Here is a 17091-nt window from a genome sequence, read left to right as displayed (position 1 = left end):
CAATGAGGAAGCAGCCGCTGCCATTAAGGAAATTAAAAAACGGATTCATATTCCGCTCGTCGCGGATATTCATTTTAATTACAAGCTGGCTCTACTGGCGATTGAAAACGGAATTGACAAGGTCCGCATTAATCCAGGCAATATTGGTCGACGCGAAAAAGTGGAGGCTGTCGTTAATGCGTGTAAGGAAAAAGGGATTCCGATTCGGATTGGTGTCAATGCCGGATCATTGGAGCAGCATTTGCTGGATAAGTACGGTTATCCGACGCCAGAAGCGATGGTAGAAAGCGCGCTGTACCATATCAGTATTTTGGAGGAGCTTGATTTCCACGATATTATCGTGTCTCTGAAAGCGTCTGACGTACCCATGGCGATTGCCGCTTATACGAAAGCCGCTGGAATTATCAAGTATCCGCTGCATCTGGGTATCACCGAAGCAGGTACGCTCTTTACCGGAACGGTCAAAAGTGCGGCGGGGATGGGGGCCTTGCTGGCATCAGGCATCGGCTCCACGATGCGTATTTCACTCAGTGCCGATCCGGTGGAAGAAGTGAAGGTTGCACGGGAGCTGCTCAAAACGTTTGGACTGATTACCAACGCTGCGACATTGATTTCCTGTCCAACTTGTGGACGTCTGGATATCGATCTGTTCTCTATTGCCAACGAGGTAGAGGACTATATTGCCAAACTCAAGGTGCCGATTAAAGTATCGGTGCTGGGCTGTGCAGTAAATGGTCCGGGTGAAGCGAAGGAAGCGGATATCGGCATTGCTGGAGCACGCGGGGAAGGGCTTTTGTTCCGTTACGGTAAAATGATCCGCAAAGTGCCCGAGGCTGACATGGTTGATGAATTGAAAAAAGAAATTGATGTCATCGTCAAAGCGTATGAAGAGACAGGCAAAATCCCCGGGCGCGAAGAACGCCATACAGCTGAGAAAGTATAGACCCAATCAGTTTTATACAGGAGTATAATCATACTTTATGGTCATTATATCATCGCCGTGAAGAACAGTTCTGCTACAGAATTGTTCTTCACGGTATTTTTGTATTTTCCCTCTGATCTTTTGAAAGACTGCCGTTTAGCTATCGCGGAAAAGGAAATACTGTCTTTCATAGAGCAGCATTTTTCAAATTGCTGAGATGAGAAACGGAGGAAATACAATGGACTTGACTATGATTTTGTTGTTGGTACAAATGTTTTTCGGGATTGTCATCGGTCTGTATTTCTGGAATCTCCTGCGGAGCCAGAAAACGAACCGTAGTGCGGTGGACCGAGAGTCCCGGAAGGAGCTGGATAAGCTGCGCAAGCTGCGTTCCATCTCACTGACCAAGCCGTTGGCGGAACGTACTCGGCCAGCAACGTTACAGGATATCGTCGGACAGAAGGACGGACTGCGTGCGCTCAAAGCGGCCTTATGTAGTGCGAATCCACAGCATGTCATTATTTATGGCCCGCCAGGAGTAGGGAAGACGGCTGCTGCGCGCGTAGTGCTGGAAGAGGCGAAGAAAAATCTGTCCTCTCCATTCAAGGCTGATGCGAAATTCACGGAGATTGACGCCACGACGGCCCGTTTTGATGAGCGTGGCATTGCAGACCCGTTAATTGGCTCGGTGCATGATCCCATTTATCAAGGGGCTGGAGCTATGGGGGTAGCGGGTATTCCACAGCCTAAGCCTGGCGCTGTAACAAAGGCGCATGGCGGCATGCTGTTTATTGATGAAATCGGTGAATTGCACCCGACGCAGATGAATAAGCTGTTGAAAGTGCTGGAGGACCGCAAGGTATTTTTGGAGAGTGCGTATTACAACTCGGAAGACACGCATACTCCTGCCTACATCCACGATATTTTTCAAAATGGATTGCCGGCGGATTTTCGGCTGGTAGGTGCGACCACTCGTTCTCCGCATGAGCTGCCACCTGCCATCCGCTCCCGTTGTATGGAAATTTATTTTCGTGCCCTTCAGCCGCAGGAGATTGCTCGCATTGCTGAGGATGCTGTCCACAAGCTGGGCTTTGGGCCTTGTCCCGAGGCGGTAGAGGTCGTACAGCGTTACGCTACGAATGGTCGGGAGGCAGTCAATATGATCCAGCTTGCCGCTGGTTTGGCGCTCACTGAGAAGCGGGAACGTCTCAATGCGTCTGATGTGGAATGGGTTGCAGGAAGCAGTCAAATTCAACCACGTCCTGATCGAAAAGTACCGGGTGTGCCGCAAATCGGGTTTGTTAACGGATTAGCTGTATACGGTCCAAATATGGGGATGCTGCTGGAAATTGAGGTTACGGCGGTTCCGGTTCCTGAAGGAAAAGGAAGCTACAATATTACGGGCGTAGTCGATGAGGAGGAAATTGGGGGTGGCTCCCGTACACTGCGACGCAAGAGCATGGCTAAAGGTTCTGTGGAAAATGTACTGACCGTTTTGCGTACACTCGGATTGTCTCCGTCGAATTACGATCTGCATATCAATTTCCCCGGGGGCACGCCAGTAGACGGTCCGTCTGCAGGAATCGCAATGGCAACAGCTATTGCATCTGCCATCCGGGGAATTCCGGTGGATCACGAAATTGCGATGACTGGCGAGGTTAGCATCCACGGCCGTGTCAAACCGATTGGCGGCGTATTAGCCAAGGTCGAGGCAGCTTTTCAGGCAGGAGCCAAAAAGGTGATCATTCCGCAGGAAAACTGGCAAGCTCTTTTTGATAGTGTTGAGGGCTTACAGGTCATCCCCGTACAGTCGGTTACCGAAGTATTCCGTCATGTGTTTGGGCAAGAAATGACGTCGGAATCACCTGTGCATGCGCCAATTGAGACTTTTCGCCCATCCCAATCTTCGTTGCTGCAGGCGGATGGAACGCATAATGGAACGATTTCCGATACAGGATCTTGCTAATAAGTGGCTCTTTCATTGGTTTTTTTATTTAACATTTGATAAAATATGAAAGATAACAACGTGAGGATTGTAAAATCCGGAACCTGAGAATCACTGGAGGTGCGAAAGCGATGGGACCCATCAAGACAAAAGGTCGTCGTTTTCCTTTGCTGCCTTTAAGAGGACTTCTGGTCTACCCGAGCATGGTTCTGCATCTCGATGTGGGCCGGGAAAAATCGGTCAAGGCTTTGGAAAAAGCGATGGTTGAAGACAATTTGATTCTCCTGTGTTCTCAATCAGAGGTAAATATTGAAGAACCCACACAAGAGGATATTTTTCGAGTCGGCACGGTAGCCAAGGTGCGCCAGATGCTCAAGCTTCCTAACGGAACGATTCGGGTGCTGGTGGAAGGGCTGGAACGTGCCGAGATTATCCAATATACGGACAATGAAGAATATTACGAGGTACTGGCCAAGGAACTGCATGAGGCAGAAAACGTGCAGCCCGAGACGGATGCGCTGATGCGCACTGTATTGACCCAGTTCGAGCATTATATCAACTTGTCCAAAAAGGTAACGCCCGAGACACTTGCTGCGGTATCCGATATTGAGGAGCCTGGACGGCTGGCAGACGTGATCACAAGCCATCTGACGCTCAAGATTAAGGAAAAGCAGGATATCCTGGAGACGATTGACGTAACTCAGCGTCTGGAGAAACTTCTGGATATTTTGAACAACGAGCGCGAGGTTCTGGAGCTGGAACGTAAAATCAGCCAGCGAGTGAAAAAGCAAATGGAAAAGACGCAGAAGGAATATTATCTGCGTGAACAAATGAAGGCGATTCAGAAGGAGCTTGGCGAGAAGGAAGGTCGTGCAGGAGAAGTTGAAGAGCTGCGCAACCAGTTGAGTGAGCTGGAGCTGCCTGTTCCGGTAAAAGAGAAGGTCGAAAAGGAAATCGACCGTCTGGAAAAAATGCCTGCAAGCTCCGCCGAGGGTGGCGTCATCCGCAATTACGTCGATTGGCTGTTAAGCTTGCCATGGAATACGTTTACCGATGATGACCTGGATATTGCCAAGGCCGAAGAGGTGCTGAATCATGACCACTACGGACTGGATAAACCGAAGGAGCGGGTACTGGAGTACTTGGCTGTGCGCAAGCTGGTGAAGACCATCAAGGGACCGATTCTGTGTCTCGTAGGTCCGCCAGGGGTCGGCAAGACCTCGCTGGCTCGTTCGATTGCCAAATCCATGGGACGGGAATTTGTTCGCATCTCCCTCGGTGGTGTGCGGGATGAAGCAGAAATCCGTGGCCATCGCCGGACCTATGTTGGTGCGATGCCGGGGCGTATCATTCAGGGGATGAAGACGGCAGGCACGTCCAATCCGGTCTTTTTGCTGGATGAGATTGATAAAATGGCTTCCGATTTTCGGGGAGATCCATCAGCAGCATTGCTGGAAGTGCTTGATCCCGAACAAAACAATACGTTCAGCGACCATTTTGTCGAGCTGCCATTTGATCTATCCAATGTGATGTTTGTGACGACAGCCAATGCTGCACACAATATCCCGCGCCCGCTCATGGATCGCATGGAGACACTTTATATTCCTGGCTATACCGAACTGGAGAAGCTGGAGATTGCCAATCGTTATCTACTGCCCAAGCAGAAGAGAGAGCATGGCTTGGAAGAGGAGCAGTTGGTCATCGGCGAGGATACCTTGCTGCGTGTCATTCGCGAATATACCCGTGAATCCGGTGTGCGGAATCTCGAACAGCAACTGGCCTCCCTATGCCGTAAGGCTGCGAAGTCAGTTGTATCTGGTGGGGAAGGATCGATTCAAGTCACACCGGATAATCTGAAAGATTATTTGGGCATCGCCAAATTCCGTTACGGCGTAGCGGAGCTGGAGGATCAGATCGGTACGGTTACAGGCCTGGCATGGACAGAGGTTGGTGGTGAAACGCTGATGATTGAAGTGACAGTTGTGCCTGGTAGCGGTAAACTGATTCTTACGGGTAAGCTTGGAGATGTGATGAAGGAATCCGCACAGGCGGCATTCAGCTATACTCGTTCCAAAGCGAGCGAGCTGGGCATTGAACCGGACTTTTATGAAAAAAATGATATTCACATCCATATTCCCGAGGGAGCGATTCCGAAGGATGGACCTTCTGCTGGAATCACCATTGCTACGGCATTGATTTCGGCATTGACCAACCGGCATGTATCGAAGGATGTGGCTATGACAGGCGAAATTACCCTGCGCGGTCGCGTGCTGCCGATTGGTGGTTTGAAAGAGAAGTCGCTGGCAGCTCATCGGGCAGGCTACAAAAAAATTCTGCTTCCCAAAGATAATGAACGGGATTTGAAGGATATTCCCGACAGTATTCGGCAGGATGTTGAATTCGTTCCCGTTGCCCATATGGATCAGGTGCTGAAGCATGCTTTGGTTGAGCAGGCAAGGGTACATTAGAGAGGAATTAAGGACACAATGAAAGTAACGAAAGCAGAATTTATTATTAGTGCGGTTGGTCCCAGTCAGTTTCCTGTAGACGCTTTGCCAGAGATTGCTCTGGCAGGGCGCTCTAATGTCGGGAAGTCTTCATTGATTAACCGCATGATTAACCGCAAAAATTTGGCGCGCACCAGTTCTACGCCAGGGAAAACCCAACAGCTCAATTATTACCGGATTAATGATGATCTCTATTTTGTCGATTTTCCCGGCTACGGCTACGCTAAAGTATCCAAGACGTCCCGCAAAGCCTGGGGGCAGATGATCGAGTCTTATTTGCTGGAGCGGGAGCAGCTCAAGCTGGTGCTGCAAATGGTTGATTTGCGCCATCCGCCATCCAAGGATGATATCATGATGTATGATTGGCTGCGCCATAACGGGCTTCCGGTATGTGTTGTAGGTACAAAGGCAGATAAAATCCCCAAAACACGACGGGAAAAGCATTATAAAGTCATTAAGCAGGAACTCGGAATACTTCCCGGTGGATTGTTTATCCCCTTTTCATCCGAAGAAGGTATGGGCAAGGAAGAACTGTGGTCTGTCATCTCCGGCTATATAGGCAATGACGACGAAGAACAGACGGAATTGTAAATGCAGGGCGCCCTTGGGGCGTCCTTTTTCGTATACGCACGGGTTCCGTAGCTGAGCAATCACGTGGATTTCCAGCAGAAAAGTGAGCATATCGGGGATAATGCCACCTCAATGAAGATATTTTCCGTTTAATTCTCATGAATGACTGATTTTTGTGAACTGATTTGAAAGAAAAGCGCTGTAGGTCTGATGTATAATAAAATGTAAAGCTCGAACTATAGGTTCAGAAAAGAATTGAGGAGATTGGTATGGTTCAGCGGTTAGCCACAGAGTATGTAAAAACCACTTTGACCTTGTCGGAAACTCAAATGGATGAATTTTTGCAGGCAGTGGATGATCCCCAAGTGCATTACCGAATTAAAGTGCTGGATAACGGGGGACAGGAAATCGTTCTGGAGCATACTGCGGGCGAGGAAGTTCATTTGTTTTTTGAGGCCAAAGAGGGAGAATATGTCTGTGAATTGACTTGCCGCTTAATTCATCCGCAACTAACCTTGTTTATACGTAAACTTTTTGTTCGCTTTAAGGGTAAGGGCATTGTTTACCGGATGTATCAAGGATTCACAATGGTGTATTTTTATAACGAAGGCACTGTTCGCAAAATTATGGAGAAGAATGCCGAAGGCTCCAAGCTGGTATTTGAATATAAAAACACAGTACAGGAGCTACAACAGCTTTTTCAGCATCACAACGTGGAAAATGAAATATCAGCCGTGTATAATCTCATTAATTCGTTGCTGGATCAACGGAATCTGGCTCGTACATTCTCGGAGCTGGAACAGATTGATCAAAAGCTTCGGATGAGCTGCTCCAGGCTGTTTGCGCTGGAAGCTTAAATTGGGCTTGGGCGGGCTGGAATGAATCGTTATGCAGAGCAGTCTCTTCGCTACCGGAAGGGGCTTTTTTATTCCAAAAAAATGATTGCATTTGCTGTACATAGATGTTATTTTTAATCTCGTTGAAAATGAATATAGGAACCAGGATTCACTCAGGACATTGAATGTTGCGAGAGGTTATCCCTCGGGAAGTGAATGACGTAGGTCCTAGCGGATGAAATTTTTTTCAAACATTTTATTCCTAGGAAGGGGGAACCGAAAGATGGAATTAGAGTACTCAACTTTCGGAAGACACGTTGCCGTAGATACTTGGGGTGTTGAGTTTGAATTGCTGAATAATGCGCAGTTTCTGGAGACTCAATTAGTTGAGGCTGCTGAAACTTGCGGAGCAACGGTGATGTCCGTTCAATCCAAGCAATTTGAACCACAGGGAGCTACTGTGCTTGTACTGTTGTCGGAGAGCCATCTCTCTATTCATACGTATCCTGAGAGAGGATTTGCCGCTATTGATTGTTACACCTGCGGTGAGACTGTTGATCCGCAGCTGGCTATCGATTACCTGGTATCCGTCCTAAAACCGGAAAAAACATATGCGAAGAAGCTGATTCGCGGCCTGGGAGAGCTTCAGGTGGAATCACCGGAGAGCAAGCGCGCTGAATTGGTGTAATTCGTTTCTTTATGGAGCCATTCGCGTGGTCCTATATCATAACCATGGAATTTTCCATGGTTATTTGTTTTAAAAGTAGTCTACACTAAATCAAATGATATAGAGCGTGGCGGATGTTCAGGTAACCCATCTAATTTTCATAAACAATTCATAAAACAGCCCGAGGAGAATCAGACTTCTGTGATATAATTAACATAGTTTATGATGACAGTGGTTATTCTTATTACAGTTTAGGCAGGTGAATTTGCAATGCACATCGTCGTTGTTGGGTTGAATTATCGTACGGCGCCTGTGGAAGTCAGAGAGCGTTTTACATTTGCAGAACAAGATTTGCCAAAAGCGCTGGAGCAACTCAAACTTACTAAAAGTGTGTTGGAGGGCGTAGTTGTCGCAACCTGCAATCGAACTGAGATATATGTCGTGGTGGACCGCCTTCACATGTGCGGTTATTTTATACGCAGTTTTATGGAGCAATGGTTCGGCATTCCGCGTGATCAATTTACACAGCATTTATATATATATGAAGATGAGCAGGCGATCCGGCATTTGTTCCGGGTGACTTGTGGTCTGGATTCGATGGTCATTGGAGAAACTCAAATTTTGGGACAAGTGAAGAATGCTTTTCTTCAGGCTCAATCCCAGAAAATTACGGCCACATGGTTTAACAGGTTGTTTAAGCAAGCCGTCACATTGGGCAAGCGTGCCCACTCTGAGACGTCCATTGGAGAAAGCGCCGTATCTGTCAGCTATGCAGCAGTTGAGCTGGGCAAGCGAATTTTCGGTATGTTTACCGATAAGAAGGTGCTGATTCTCGGTGCAGGTAAAATGAGCGAGCTTACCGTTAAGCATTTGTACAGTGGCGGAGCAGCCGAGGTTATTGTGGCAAACCGGACTTTGTCCCGTGCGGAAGACCTGGCCTCCAAGTTTCACGGAACGCCGGTTACGATGGAGGAAGGCATTCAACGGTTGGCCGATGTGGACATAGTTATCAGCTCGACAGGTGCCCAAGGATATATACTGGATCGGGATCGGGTTGAAGCCAGTATGAAAAGACGTCAGTCCCGTCCTTTGTTTATGATCGATATCGCGGTTCCGCGTGATCTGGACCCAGCTATTGGGGAATTGCGGAACGTTTTTCTATACGATATTGATGATTTGGAAGGTATCGTGGAGAGCAATCTGGAAATGCGTCGTACCGAGGCCGCCAAAATCGAGCATATGATCGAAGGCGAGCTTAGCGAATTTTATCAATGGTTGAAAACGATGGGAGTGCGTCCGGTGATTCGTGCTTTACAGGAAAAAGCGGAATCCGTGCACCAGGATACATTGGAAAGCTTGTTCAACAAGCTTCCAGAGCTGGATGAACGGCAACGCAAAGTGATTAGCCGCTTGACGAAGAGCATGCTGAACCAGATGATGCATGATCCTATCAATCGGGTGAAGGAATTGGCAGTCCAAAAGCAGGGGAATGAGGCCTTAGAGTTGTTTAGCCACATTTTTGCTCTGGAGGATCGTTTGGAGGACGCCGCTCAGAAAGTAGATAAAAGCGATGCATCCGCGTTAATGAAACCGGAGGCCGGAGTTCATGAAAAATCCGGTCAGGTTCAAGCCTCGCCAGCGTCGTTAGCGCCGGCTGGCCTGTAAAGGTAGGTGTACAGACGTGGCTTCAGGCATGCTTATATATGATTCAATGATTTATGTTTTTGCCCTGAGCCTTCTGTTTGTATTCTCGGATGGAATTCGACGCAACGCGAATGCCAAACGGACAGGTACAGGGCTTCTTGTTGTCGTTCTTTTGCTCCAGCTCGTATATATGGGAATAAGAACCTGGAACGAGGGACACCTTCCTATTTTTGTGAGCTACGATTTTTTATTTCTGTTTTCATTTATTTTAGTGCTGATTTCTTTGATTTTGTCACGCTACCAACATTCTGAATTTGCAGTATTGCTGCTTAATATTATTAGCTTCGCGGTGCTCGTGCTCAATAAAATATGGATGGAGCCCACCGATAACCCACTTGCAGATTGGCATACTGTGCATGGGCTGCTTCTTATTCATATTGCGTTGGCTAATCTCGGCTTTGTAGCGATGACAGTAGCGGCTGTATTTTCGGGCTTATACCTGTTTTTGCATCGTAAATTGAAAGTAAAGAAATGGAATGACACGATCAGGCGTCTGCCAAGCCTCGAAATGATGGATCGTTATACGCATAAGGCCCTGTTGATTGGCACTCCTTTACTCGGAGTTTCCATTGTCGTTGCAGTCATTTCTATTATTGCCGAGGAGCGCTGGCGTCTTTTGCTGGATAGCAAAGTGCTGATGACAGCGATATCCTTGTGCGTGTATATTGTATTGTTAGTGAGTAAAAGATGGAATCAGCGTTCGGGCCTCGTGATGGCAAAGTGGGCATTAGTGGGCTATACCCTGTTAATTCTTAACTTTTTGCTGAATTCCTGGTCTGTATTTCATCAGTGGACGGGAGAGTGAATGAGCGTTTGCAACATTTTGTCCCGATTTCGTTGAATTGTAAAAATAAGATCTGTTGTATTGTAGGCGGCGGCAGGGTAGCGGAACGCAAGGTAAAGGGGCTGATAGGAAGCGGGGCATGCATTACCGTCATCAGCCCGAATATAACGCCGGATTTACAGCTTCTGGCCGATCACAAGCAGCTCCACTGGGTAAATCGCGTATATCGCGAGGGCGATCTCCAGGGGGCCTTTCTTGTATATGCAACAACGAATCAGAGAGAAGTGAATAATGCAGTTGCGCATGAGGCCAGGCAAAGAGGTATACTGGTAAATGTGACAGACCGATCGGAAGAGGCTGACTTTATAACGCCGGGTATCTTTCGGCGGGGGAGGCTGACGATCAGTGTTTCCACTGCAGGAGCAGGCCCGGCTGTAACCGCCGATATTACATCAGCTTTAGAAGCATTATTCGGCAGCGAATATGAGCCATATCTGGATTTTATGTACGAAATGCGACAGATTATCAAACGTACTGTAAGTTCTCCGCAGCAAAGGGCCAAGCTTCTGAGGCGTCTGGCGAGCAGTGGGATATTGGATCAAATACGGCGTCATGAATTTACCGCTTGGACTGAAAAAGAGATATACCAATGGATTGCGCAAAATCAGGAGGAATAACATGCGAACAATTGTGGTAGGCAGCAGACAGAGCGCGCTTGCGCTAACTCAGACCGGGCATGTCATTGAGGATTTGAAGTCGCTGTGCGCGGAGCATGGATTGGCTTTGCAGTTTGTTGTCAAAAAAATACTGACCAAGGGCGATCGAATATTGGATGTAACCTTGTCCAAAGTAGGCGGCAAAGGCCTTTTTGTCAAAGAAATTGAGCAGGCCATGCTGGCTGGTGAGATTGATATGGCAGTACATAGTATGAAGGATATGCCGTCCGAATTGCCGGAAGGCCTTGTCAACGGCGCTGTACCGCGCCGGGAGGACCCGCGTGATTGCCTAATTACACTCGGGGCCAAGAGCTTGGAGGATTTGCCTCAAGGAGCAAAAGTAGGCACGAGCAGTCTGCGCCGGGCCAGCCAAATCAAAGCCATGCGACCTGATCTACAGTTAGAGCCTGTACGTGGCAATATTGATTCCCGTCTGAAAAAGCTGGAGACGGAAGGATTTGACGCCATTATTTTGGCAGCGGCTGGTTTGCACCGAATGGGCTGGAAAGAGCGAATTACGTCCTATATACCAGAGGAAGCCTGCTTGCCGGCCGTTGGACAGGGAGCGCTCGGTATTGAATGCCGTGCCGACGATGAAGAGCTGTTGTCATTGTTGCGGCTTTACAATGACCGGGATACCTCGGCTACGGTTGCTGCAGAACGAACCTTTCTTGGCGTACTGAATGGGGGATGCCAAGTGCCGATCGGGGCTCATGCGGTCTGGGCTGGACAAGAAATCCGCCTTACGGGCATGGTAGGCTCGCCGGATGGCGAGGTTATTTTGAAGGAAACGCTCCAGGGAGATGATCCGCAAAAGCTGGGAGAAGCGGTGGCGTCCAGCTTGATTGCCAAGGGAGCAGAACAGATTTTGGCACAGGTAAGGGGATGATGATATGGCAGGGAAGGTATATTTAGTTGGCGCAGGGCCCGGAGACGCGAGATTAATTACGGTCAAGGGATGGGAATGTATTCAACTGGGGGATGTCATTGTGTATGACAGACTGGCAAGCCCACGCCTTTTGGGGCTGATGAAGCCAGGTGCACAGAAAATATATGTCGGCAAACTGCCGGATCGTCACACTATGAAGCAAGAGGAAATCAATCAGCTGTTGGTGGACCTAGCCCTGGAAGGGAAAACGGTTGTTCGGCTCAAAGGAGGAGACCCCACCATCTTTGGTCGGGTTGGAGAGGAAGCCGGGCTGCTGCGTAAACACGGTATTTCCTATGAAATCATACCCGGTATCACTTCAGCCATCAGCGTGCCTGCCTATGCAGGCATTCCGGTTACACACCGGGATATGGCCTCGTCGCTGTCAATCATTACAGGGCATGAAAGTCCGGATAAACTTGATAAAAGTATTCATTGGGATAAAGTAACGAATGCAACGGGCACACTGATCTTTATGATGGGTGTGGCGAAGATCGGTTATATCAGTGAGCAGTTGATGAAGCACGGCAAGCCGTCTAGTACACCCGTTGCTTTGATTCGTTGGGGAACTCGTGCAGAACAGGATACACTGGTGGGTACGCTGGCGGATATCGAGGCCAAGGTGAAGGCTGCTAACTTCAAGCCTCCCGCTGTCATCGTGGTTGGAGAAGTAGTGAAGCAGCGTGAACAGTTAAAATGGGCTGAGGAGATGCCTTTGTTCGGCAAGCGGATTTTGGTCACCCGTGCACGCGCACAGGCCAGCAGTCTGGTTCGCCGGATTGAGGAGCTCGGCGGCGAGCCCTATGAGTTCCCTGTCATCCGGACGGTAGTCCCTTCGGACGAGCCGACGAAACAGCAAATTAAAAAGGCATTTGCACAATTGCCTGAATACGATTGGGTGTTCTTTACCAGCGTTAATGGAGTAGAGTACTTTTTCACCCACTTAGAGGAGCAGGGCAAGGATGTGCGTGCGCTGTTCAAAGCGCGTATTGCCGCAGTCGGTCCAGCTACAGCAGCCGCACTTCGGACGCATGGTATTGTAGCAGAACAGATCGAAGGTCCGTTTCAGGCTGAGGGCTTGCTTGGAGCGTTTGAGCAGGATTTGCAGGCAGGGCAGAACGTATTCCTCCCCAGAGGTGATCTAGCTCGATCCTGGCTGCCAGACAAGCTGAGAGAGATGGGGCTTGAGGTAACCGAGGCTGATCTGTATCAGACTGTGCTGGCAGCCAACACACAGGATGATGAGCTGCTCAAGCTGCTGGAGGAACGCGCCATCCATGCCATTACCTTTACCAGTTCCTCAACTGTAACCTTTTTTATGGAAGCGCTCAGGCAAATGGGGGTCGATGATCCGGTGTCGCTGCTGGAGGGAGTTACGATTGCAGTAATTGGTCCCTTAACCGGCGAGACAGCTACCCAAGCCGGTTTGACCGTCAGCTTTATGTCTGAGAAGGCAACCATTGAAAGTCTGGTCCAATCGCTGTGTGACTGGAAGCAGTCAAGTACTACTGTGACTTTATAATTTGTGTTTTTACTAAATGAATGTATAGAATGTGGAGGTTTGCAATCATGAGTGTACCTTTTACGAGACATCGTCGTTTGCGCCAGTCGGCTGCGATCCGCAGTATGGTGCGTGAGACCGTATTGAATCCGGCTGATTTTATCCAACCGATCTACGTAACATTTGGCACTGGGGTGAAGCAGGAGATTAGCTCCATGCCAGGCGTATACCGTTTTTCACTGGATCAGCTGGAAGAAGAACTGAAAGAAATTAGCGAGCTGGGCATTCCCGCCGTGCTCTTGTTTGGCATACCAGAAACCAAAGATAGCTTGGGAACATCGGCTTTTGTGGATGATGGTATTGTGCAGGAGGCTACTCGTCTGATCAAGTCCCGCTATCCCGAGCTGCTGGTTGTAGCCGACACTTGTTTGTGCGAATTTACGGATCATGGACACTGCGGTATGGTACACATGCATGAGCATGATGGCGAGGTATGTGGCGAAGTATTGAATGATGAATCCCTGGAGGTGCTGGTACGTACAGCGGTTTCCCAGGCTAAAGCAGGCGCGGATATTATCGCCCCATCCAATATGATGGACGGTTTTGTGCAGGCCATTCGGCAAGGACTGGATCAGGAAGGCTTTTCACATATTCCGATTATGTCGTATTCCGTCAAATATGCGTCTGCTTTTTACGGTCCTTTCCGTGAAGCCGCAAATTCTGCGCCGCAGTTTGGTGACCGCAAATCGTATCAGATGGACCCTGCCAATGCACGCGAAGCGTTGCGAGAAGCGGAATCTGACGTGCTTGAGGGTGCGGATATGCTGATGGTGAAGCCTTCTCTTTCTTATCTGGATGTGATGCGTACGATTAAGGATCAATTTGATCTGCCTTTGGTGGCTTACAACGTCAGCGGCGAATATGCAATGGTCAAGGCGGCAGCTCTTCAAGGCTGGATTGATGAAAAAGCGATGGTGCTGGAAATTCTGACAAGTATGAAGCGTGCGGGTGCGGATATGATTATTACCTATTCTGCCAAGGATGCGGCAAGATGGTTGAAGCAATAAGCGTATTTTTCAGAAGACAGGAGTGATCAGAATGATCGACGAACAACGAACGGTGCGCAAGGATACGCGCTCCAAAGTCGCCTTTGATGAGGCGAAACAATATATTCCAGGTGGCGTAAACAGTCCGGTTCGGGCTTTTAAATCCGTAGGCATAACGCCCGTATATATCGACCGTGGGGAAGGATCGCGTATATATGATATCGACGGTCAATCCTATATAGACTATGTATGTTCATGGGGACCGCTTATTATGGGCCATGCACATCCCGAAGTGGTTAAAGCCTTACAGGCTGCTGTTGTAAAAGGAACCAGCTTCGGCGCACCAACGTTGGCGGAAACTGAAATGGCCAAACTCGTATGCGAGCGTGTTCCTTCTATGGAACTTGTTCGTATGGTGAGCTCGGGGACCGAGGCGACCATGAGTGCAATACGACTCGCACGCGGATTTACGAAACGCAGCAAAATCCTTAAATTTGAAGGCTCTTATCACGGTCATGCGGACAGCTTGCTGATTAAAGCGGGCTCTGGTGTTGCGACATTAGGTCTGCCCGATAGTCCGGGTGTACCTGAAGTCGTAGCCTCACATACGATCACTGTTCCTTATAATGATTTGGCTTCAGTGAAGCTGGTTTTTGAGAAATTTGGCGAAGAGATTGCTGCAATTATTGTCGAGCCGGTAGCAGGCAATATGGGTGTTGTACCGCCACAGCCTGGATTTTTGGAGGGTTTGCGTGAGGTAACCCGGCAATATGGAAGTCTGCTGATTTTTGATGAAGTGATGACTGGATTCCGGGTGGGACTTCATTCCGCTCAAGGACGCTTTGGTGTGACGCCGGATCTTACGTGTCTGGGCAAAGTTATTGGTGGTGGACTGCCTGTAGGTGCTTACGGCGGACGTCGCGACATTTTGGAGCAAATCGCGCCATCCGGGCCAATCTATCAAGCGGGTACGCTGAGCGGAAATCCATTGGCTATGGCAGCGGGCTATTCGACGCTTAAATTGCTGACACCGGAAGTGTACGATCGGCTAGAAGAGCGGGCAGCACAGCTGCAGGCCGGATTCGAACGTAACGCGCGTGAGCTGGGTATTCCTGTCTCGATCAACCGTGTGGGTTCCATGGTGTGTCCATTTTTCACGGACGAGAAGGTTGTCAATTTTGATACGGCTAAAACGAGCAATCAGGATCATTTCCGCCGTTATTTTACCGAAATGGTGAATGAGGGAGTGAGTGTGGCTCCATCTCAATTCGAGGGCATGTTCGTATCAGGTGTGCATACGGTTGAGGATATTGATGCTACCATTGAAGCGAACTATCGCGCGCTCAAACGTCTATGAGCTGGCAGGGTAGCTGGAGAAGAAGGGGACCTTGGCTGGAAGTCACACCGGGACGGGAAATTTCAGCTGGTGAAAATCGCATTGGGAATGTAGACAGCGCTGAAGCTGTAGACCACTGGTTGCTGAACCATTTGGGATTGCCGGACAAGCTGTGGCGCAGACTAAGGCACGAAAAAGGGATTGAACATACAGGGGACCGGCTGCGGCTGGCCCTTTTTCCTGTAATGGACCTTGGCGTCATCCCACGTTGGTATGATTTGAAGGTGCTGTATGAGGATGATTTTTGCCTGGTCGTACATAAACCAGCGGGGATGGCGGTCCATCCAGACGGCGGTGTAAAGGATGGTCCACTGACGTTGGATCATGCTGTCGCATCCTATTATGAAATCCATGGCATTCATGCAGCAGTACGGCATGTGCATCGTCTGGATGGGGATACGACAGGCCCGGTGCTATATGCCAAAAACGAATTCGCGTTGCTCAAGCTGGACGAGCAAATGCGAGCCAAGGCTATCGACCGCCGCTATGTAGCTTTGGTACGGGGGGAAGTGCCTTCATCGCTGCGGACATTGGATTGGCCTATTGGCAAGGACAGGCATCACAAGCAGCGTCGCCGTGTATCTCCGACTGGGCAAAAGGCAGTTACCCATGTGGAACTTGGTGACGTATGGGGAAGTGGTCCAAGTGCGATTAGCCTCGTGTATCTGACATTGGACACCGGACGAACGCATCAGATTCGCGTTCATCTTAGTCATGCCGGCTTCCCGTTGCTCGGGGATGTATTGTACGGGGGCCGGGCGACTGATTTTGGCAGGCAGGCGCTACACGGAGAGCGTCTGACCTTCCGTCATCCGCTCAGCGGGGAAACGATTACCGTGGAGGATGCTTGGCCGGATGATTTGCAAAAGCTGCTCAAACAGCTATAAAAGATGGCATGCCTTCTATTTTGGCGCATATACTTGAACCTAGAAACGGTTTGCAATATGGAGTTTCCGTGCGCCTGACAGGAGTCAGAGGATGTGCGGAGGCTGCCCAAAGGAGGATGCCATCCTTGAATAAACAACAGAATGATCAGCCGCAAGGCTTGCGTTTTGATATTTATGAACGCATTCATTTGACGGAGGAAGCTGCCGGGATTGCTGAGTTGGAGGAAATTGAGCTTCTGCCACGCATTCAGGTTGTAACCCACGGCGACCATGCCGCTTTGCGAGGGCATTTGCTGCTGGAGGGCGTGTACCGCACACCTGAAGAGGCCACGAGTGAGCTTCATCATTTGATACCTGTGGAAATTACCATTCCGATGAACCGGGTAGGAAGATTGGAAGATATTTCGGTCGAGATTGAAAATTTTGATGTGGATCTGCTCTCCTTGCGTAGTCTGAATATTACGGGCGTTCTTTCGTTGCACGGGGTGGAAAGCTCGCATGCCGAAGAGACGGCGGTTTGGCTAGATGAGGAATTTACCGTAGTGCATGCACCTGATCATCCGGCGCAATCTCCTTCCACTGATGGTGAGCATCGGCAGGAAGGGATTTATTCTACCCAACAGGAGCTTGCTTCCTGGGAACAGCCGTCACTGGACTATGGGGAGCAGAAACTGCCACTGTC

At 49.2% G+C, this 17091-nt stretch carries 14 protein-coding genes and 1 pseudogene; all 15 read left to right on the top strand.

The genetic code is table 11. The features are described 5' to 3' along the window. Positions 1-943: flavodoxin-dependent (E)-4-hydroxy-3-methylbut-2-enyl-diphosphate synthase (ispG, locus tag WG8_RS18365; protein ID WP_007431721.1), on the top strand; the 943-nt coding region annotated here is incomplete at its 5' end. Between the two features lie 217 nt (positions 944-1160). Continuing rightward, positions 1161-2888 (top strand): ATP-dependent protease LonB, encoded by a 1728-nt coding sequence (gene lonB, locus WG8_RS18360; protein ID WP_007431720.1) that lies wholly within the window; start codon positions 1161-1163, stop codon positions 2886-2888. Positions 2889-2998: 110 nt separating this feature from the next. Further along, the gene (gene lon / locus WG8_RS18355) at positions 2999-5335 is read left to right on the top strand and encodes an endopeptidase La (protein WP_007431719.1); all 2337 of its coding nucleotides are present in this window, start codon (positions 2999-3001) and stop codon (positions 5333-5335) included. 18 nt (positions 5336-5353) lie between these two features. Beyond that, positions 5354-5965, top strand: a complete 612-nt coding sequence (gene yihA / locus WG8_RS18350; protein ID WP_007431718.1) for a ribosome biogenesis GTP-binding protein YihA/YsxC — start codon at positions 5354-5356, stop codon at positions 5963-5965. Between the two features lie 248 nt (positions 5966-6213). Further along, the gene (locus tag WG8_RS18345) at positions 6214-6801 is read left to right on the top strand and encodes a hypothetical protein (protein ID WP_007431717.1); all 588 of its coding nucleotides are present in this window, start codon (positions 6214-6216) and stop codon (positions 6799-6801) included. A 262-nt stretch (positions 6802-7063) separates the two neighbouring features. Continuing rightward, positions 7064-7468 (top strand): adenosylmethionine decarboxylase, encoded by a 405-nt coding sequence (gene speD, locus WG8_RS18340; protein WP_007431716.1) that lies wholly within the window; start codon positions 7064-7066, stop codon positions 7466-7468. A 249-nt stretch (positions 7469-7717) separates the two neighbouring features. Next, positions 7718-9112 (top strand): glutamyl-tRNA reductase, encoded by a 1395-nt coding sequence (hemA, locus tag WG8_RS18335; RefSeq protein ID WP_007431715.1) that lies wholly within the window; start codon positions 7718-7720, stop codon positions 9110-9112. A gap of 16 nt (positions 9113-9128) precedes the next feature. Next, on the top strand, positions 9129-9956 hold the full coding sequence (gene ccsA, locus WG8_RS18330) for a cytochrome c biogenesis protein CcsA (RefSeq protein ID WP_007431714.1): 828 nt from the start codon (positions 9129-9131) through the stop codon (positions 9954-9956). 8 nt (positions 9957-9964) lie between these two features. Further along, entirely contained in the window at positions 9965-10612 is a 648-nt protein-coding gene (locus tag WG8_RS18325; RefSeq protein WP_007431713.1) for a precorrin-2 dehydrogenase/sirohydrochlorin ferrochelatase family protein, read from the top strand. Position 10613: 1 nt separating this feature from the next. Further along, positions 10614-11540, top strand: coding sequence for a hydroxymethylbilane synthase (gene hemC, locus WG8_RS18320; protein ID WP_007431712.1), 927 nt, complete (start codon positions 10614-10616; stop codon positions 11538-11540). 4 nt (positions 11541-11544) lie between these two features. After that, positions 11545-13101 carry a uroporphyrinogen-III C-methyltransferase gene (gene cobA, locus WG8_RS18315; RefSeq protein ID WP_007431711.1) on the top strand — a complete coding sequence of 519 codons (1557 nt, stop codon included), beginning with the start codon at positions 11545-11547 and terminating at the stop codon, positions 13099-13101. Positions 13102-13148: 47 nt separating this feature from the next. Beyond that, the gene (gene hemB / locus WG8_RS18310; RefSeq protein ID WP_007431710.1) at positions 13149-14147 is read left to right on the top strand and encodes a porphobilinogen synthase; all 999 of its coding nucleotides are present in this window, start codon (positions 13149-13151) and stop codon (positions 14145-14147) included. A gap of 31 nt (positions 14148-14178) precedes the next feature. Beyond that, the gene (gene hemL / locus WG8_RS18305; protein ID WP_007431709.1) at positions 14179-15483 is read left to right on the top strand and encodes a glutamate-1-semialdehyde 2,1-aminomutase; all 1305 of its coding nucleotides are present in this window, start codon (positions 14179-14181) and stop codon (positions 15481-15483) included. Then, the gene (locus WG8_RS18300) at positions 15480-16409 is read left to right on the top strand and encodes an RluA family pseudouridine synthase (RefSeq protein ID WP_007431708.1); all 930 of its coding nucleotides are present in this window, start codon (positions 15480-15482) and stop codon (positions 16407-16409) included. Before hemL ends, WG8_RS18300 begins: the two co-directional genes overlap by 4 nt. 125 nt (positions 16410-16534) lie before the next feature. Continuing rightward, positions 16535-17091: pseudogene (locus tag WG8_RS28735) on the top strand (LysM peptidoglycan-binding domain-containing protein); the annotation flags it as partial.

The organism is Paenibacillus sp. Aloe-11 (genome assembly GCF_000245715.1).
Taxonomy (GTDB): domain Bacteria; phylum Bacillota; class Bacilli; order Paenibacillales; family Paenibacillaceae; genus Paenibacillus; species Paenibacillus kribbensis.
The sequence above is the reverse complement of the archived record's forward strand: the minus strand, read 5'-3'. Positions and strand labels throughout refer to the sequence as shown.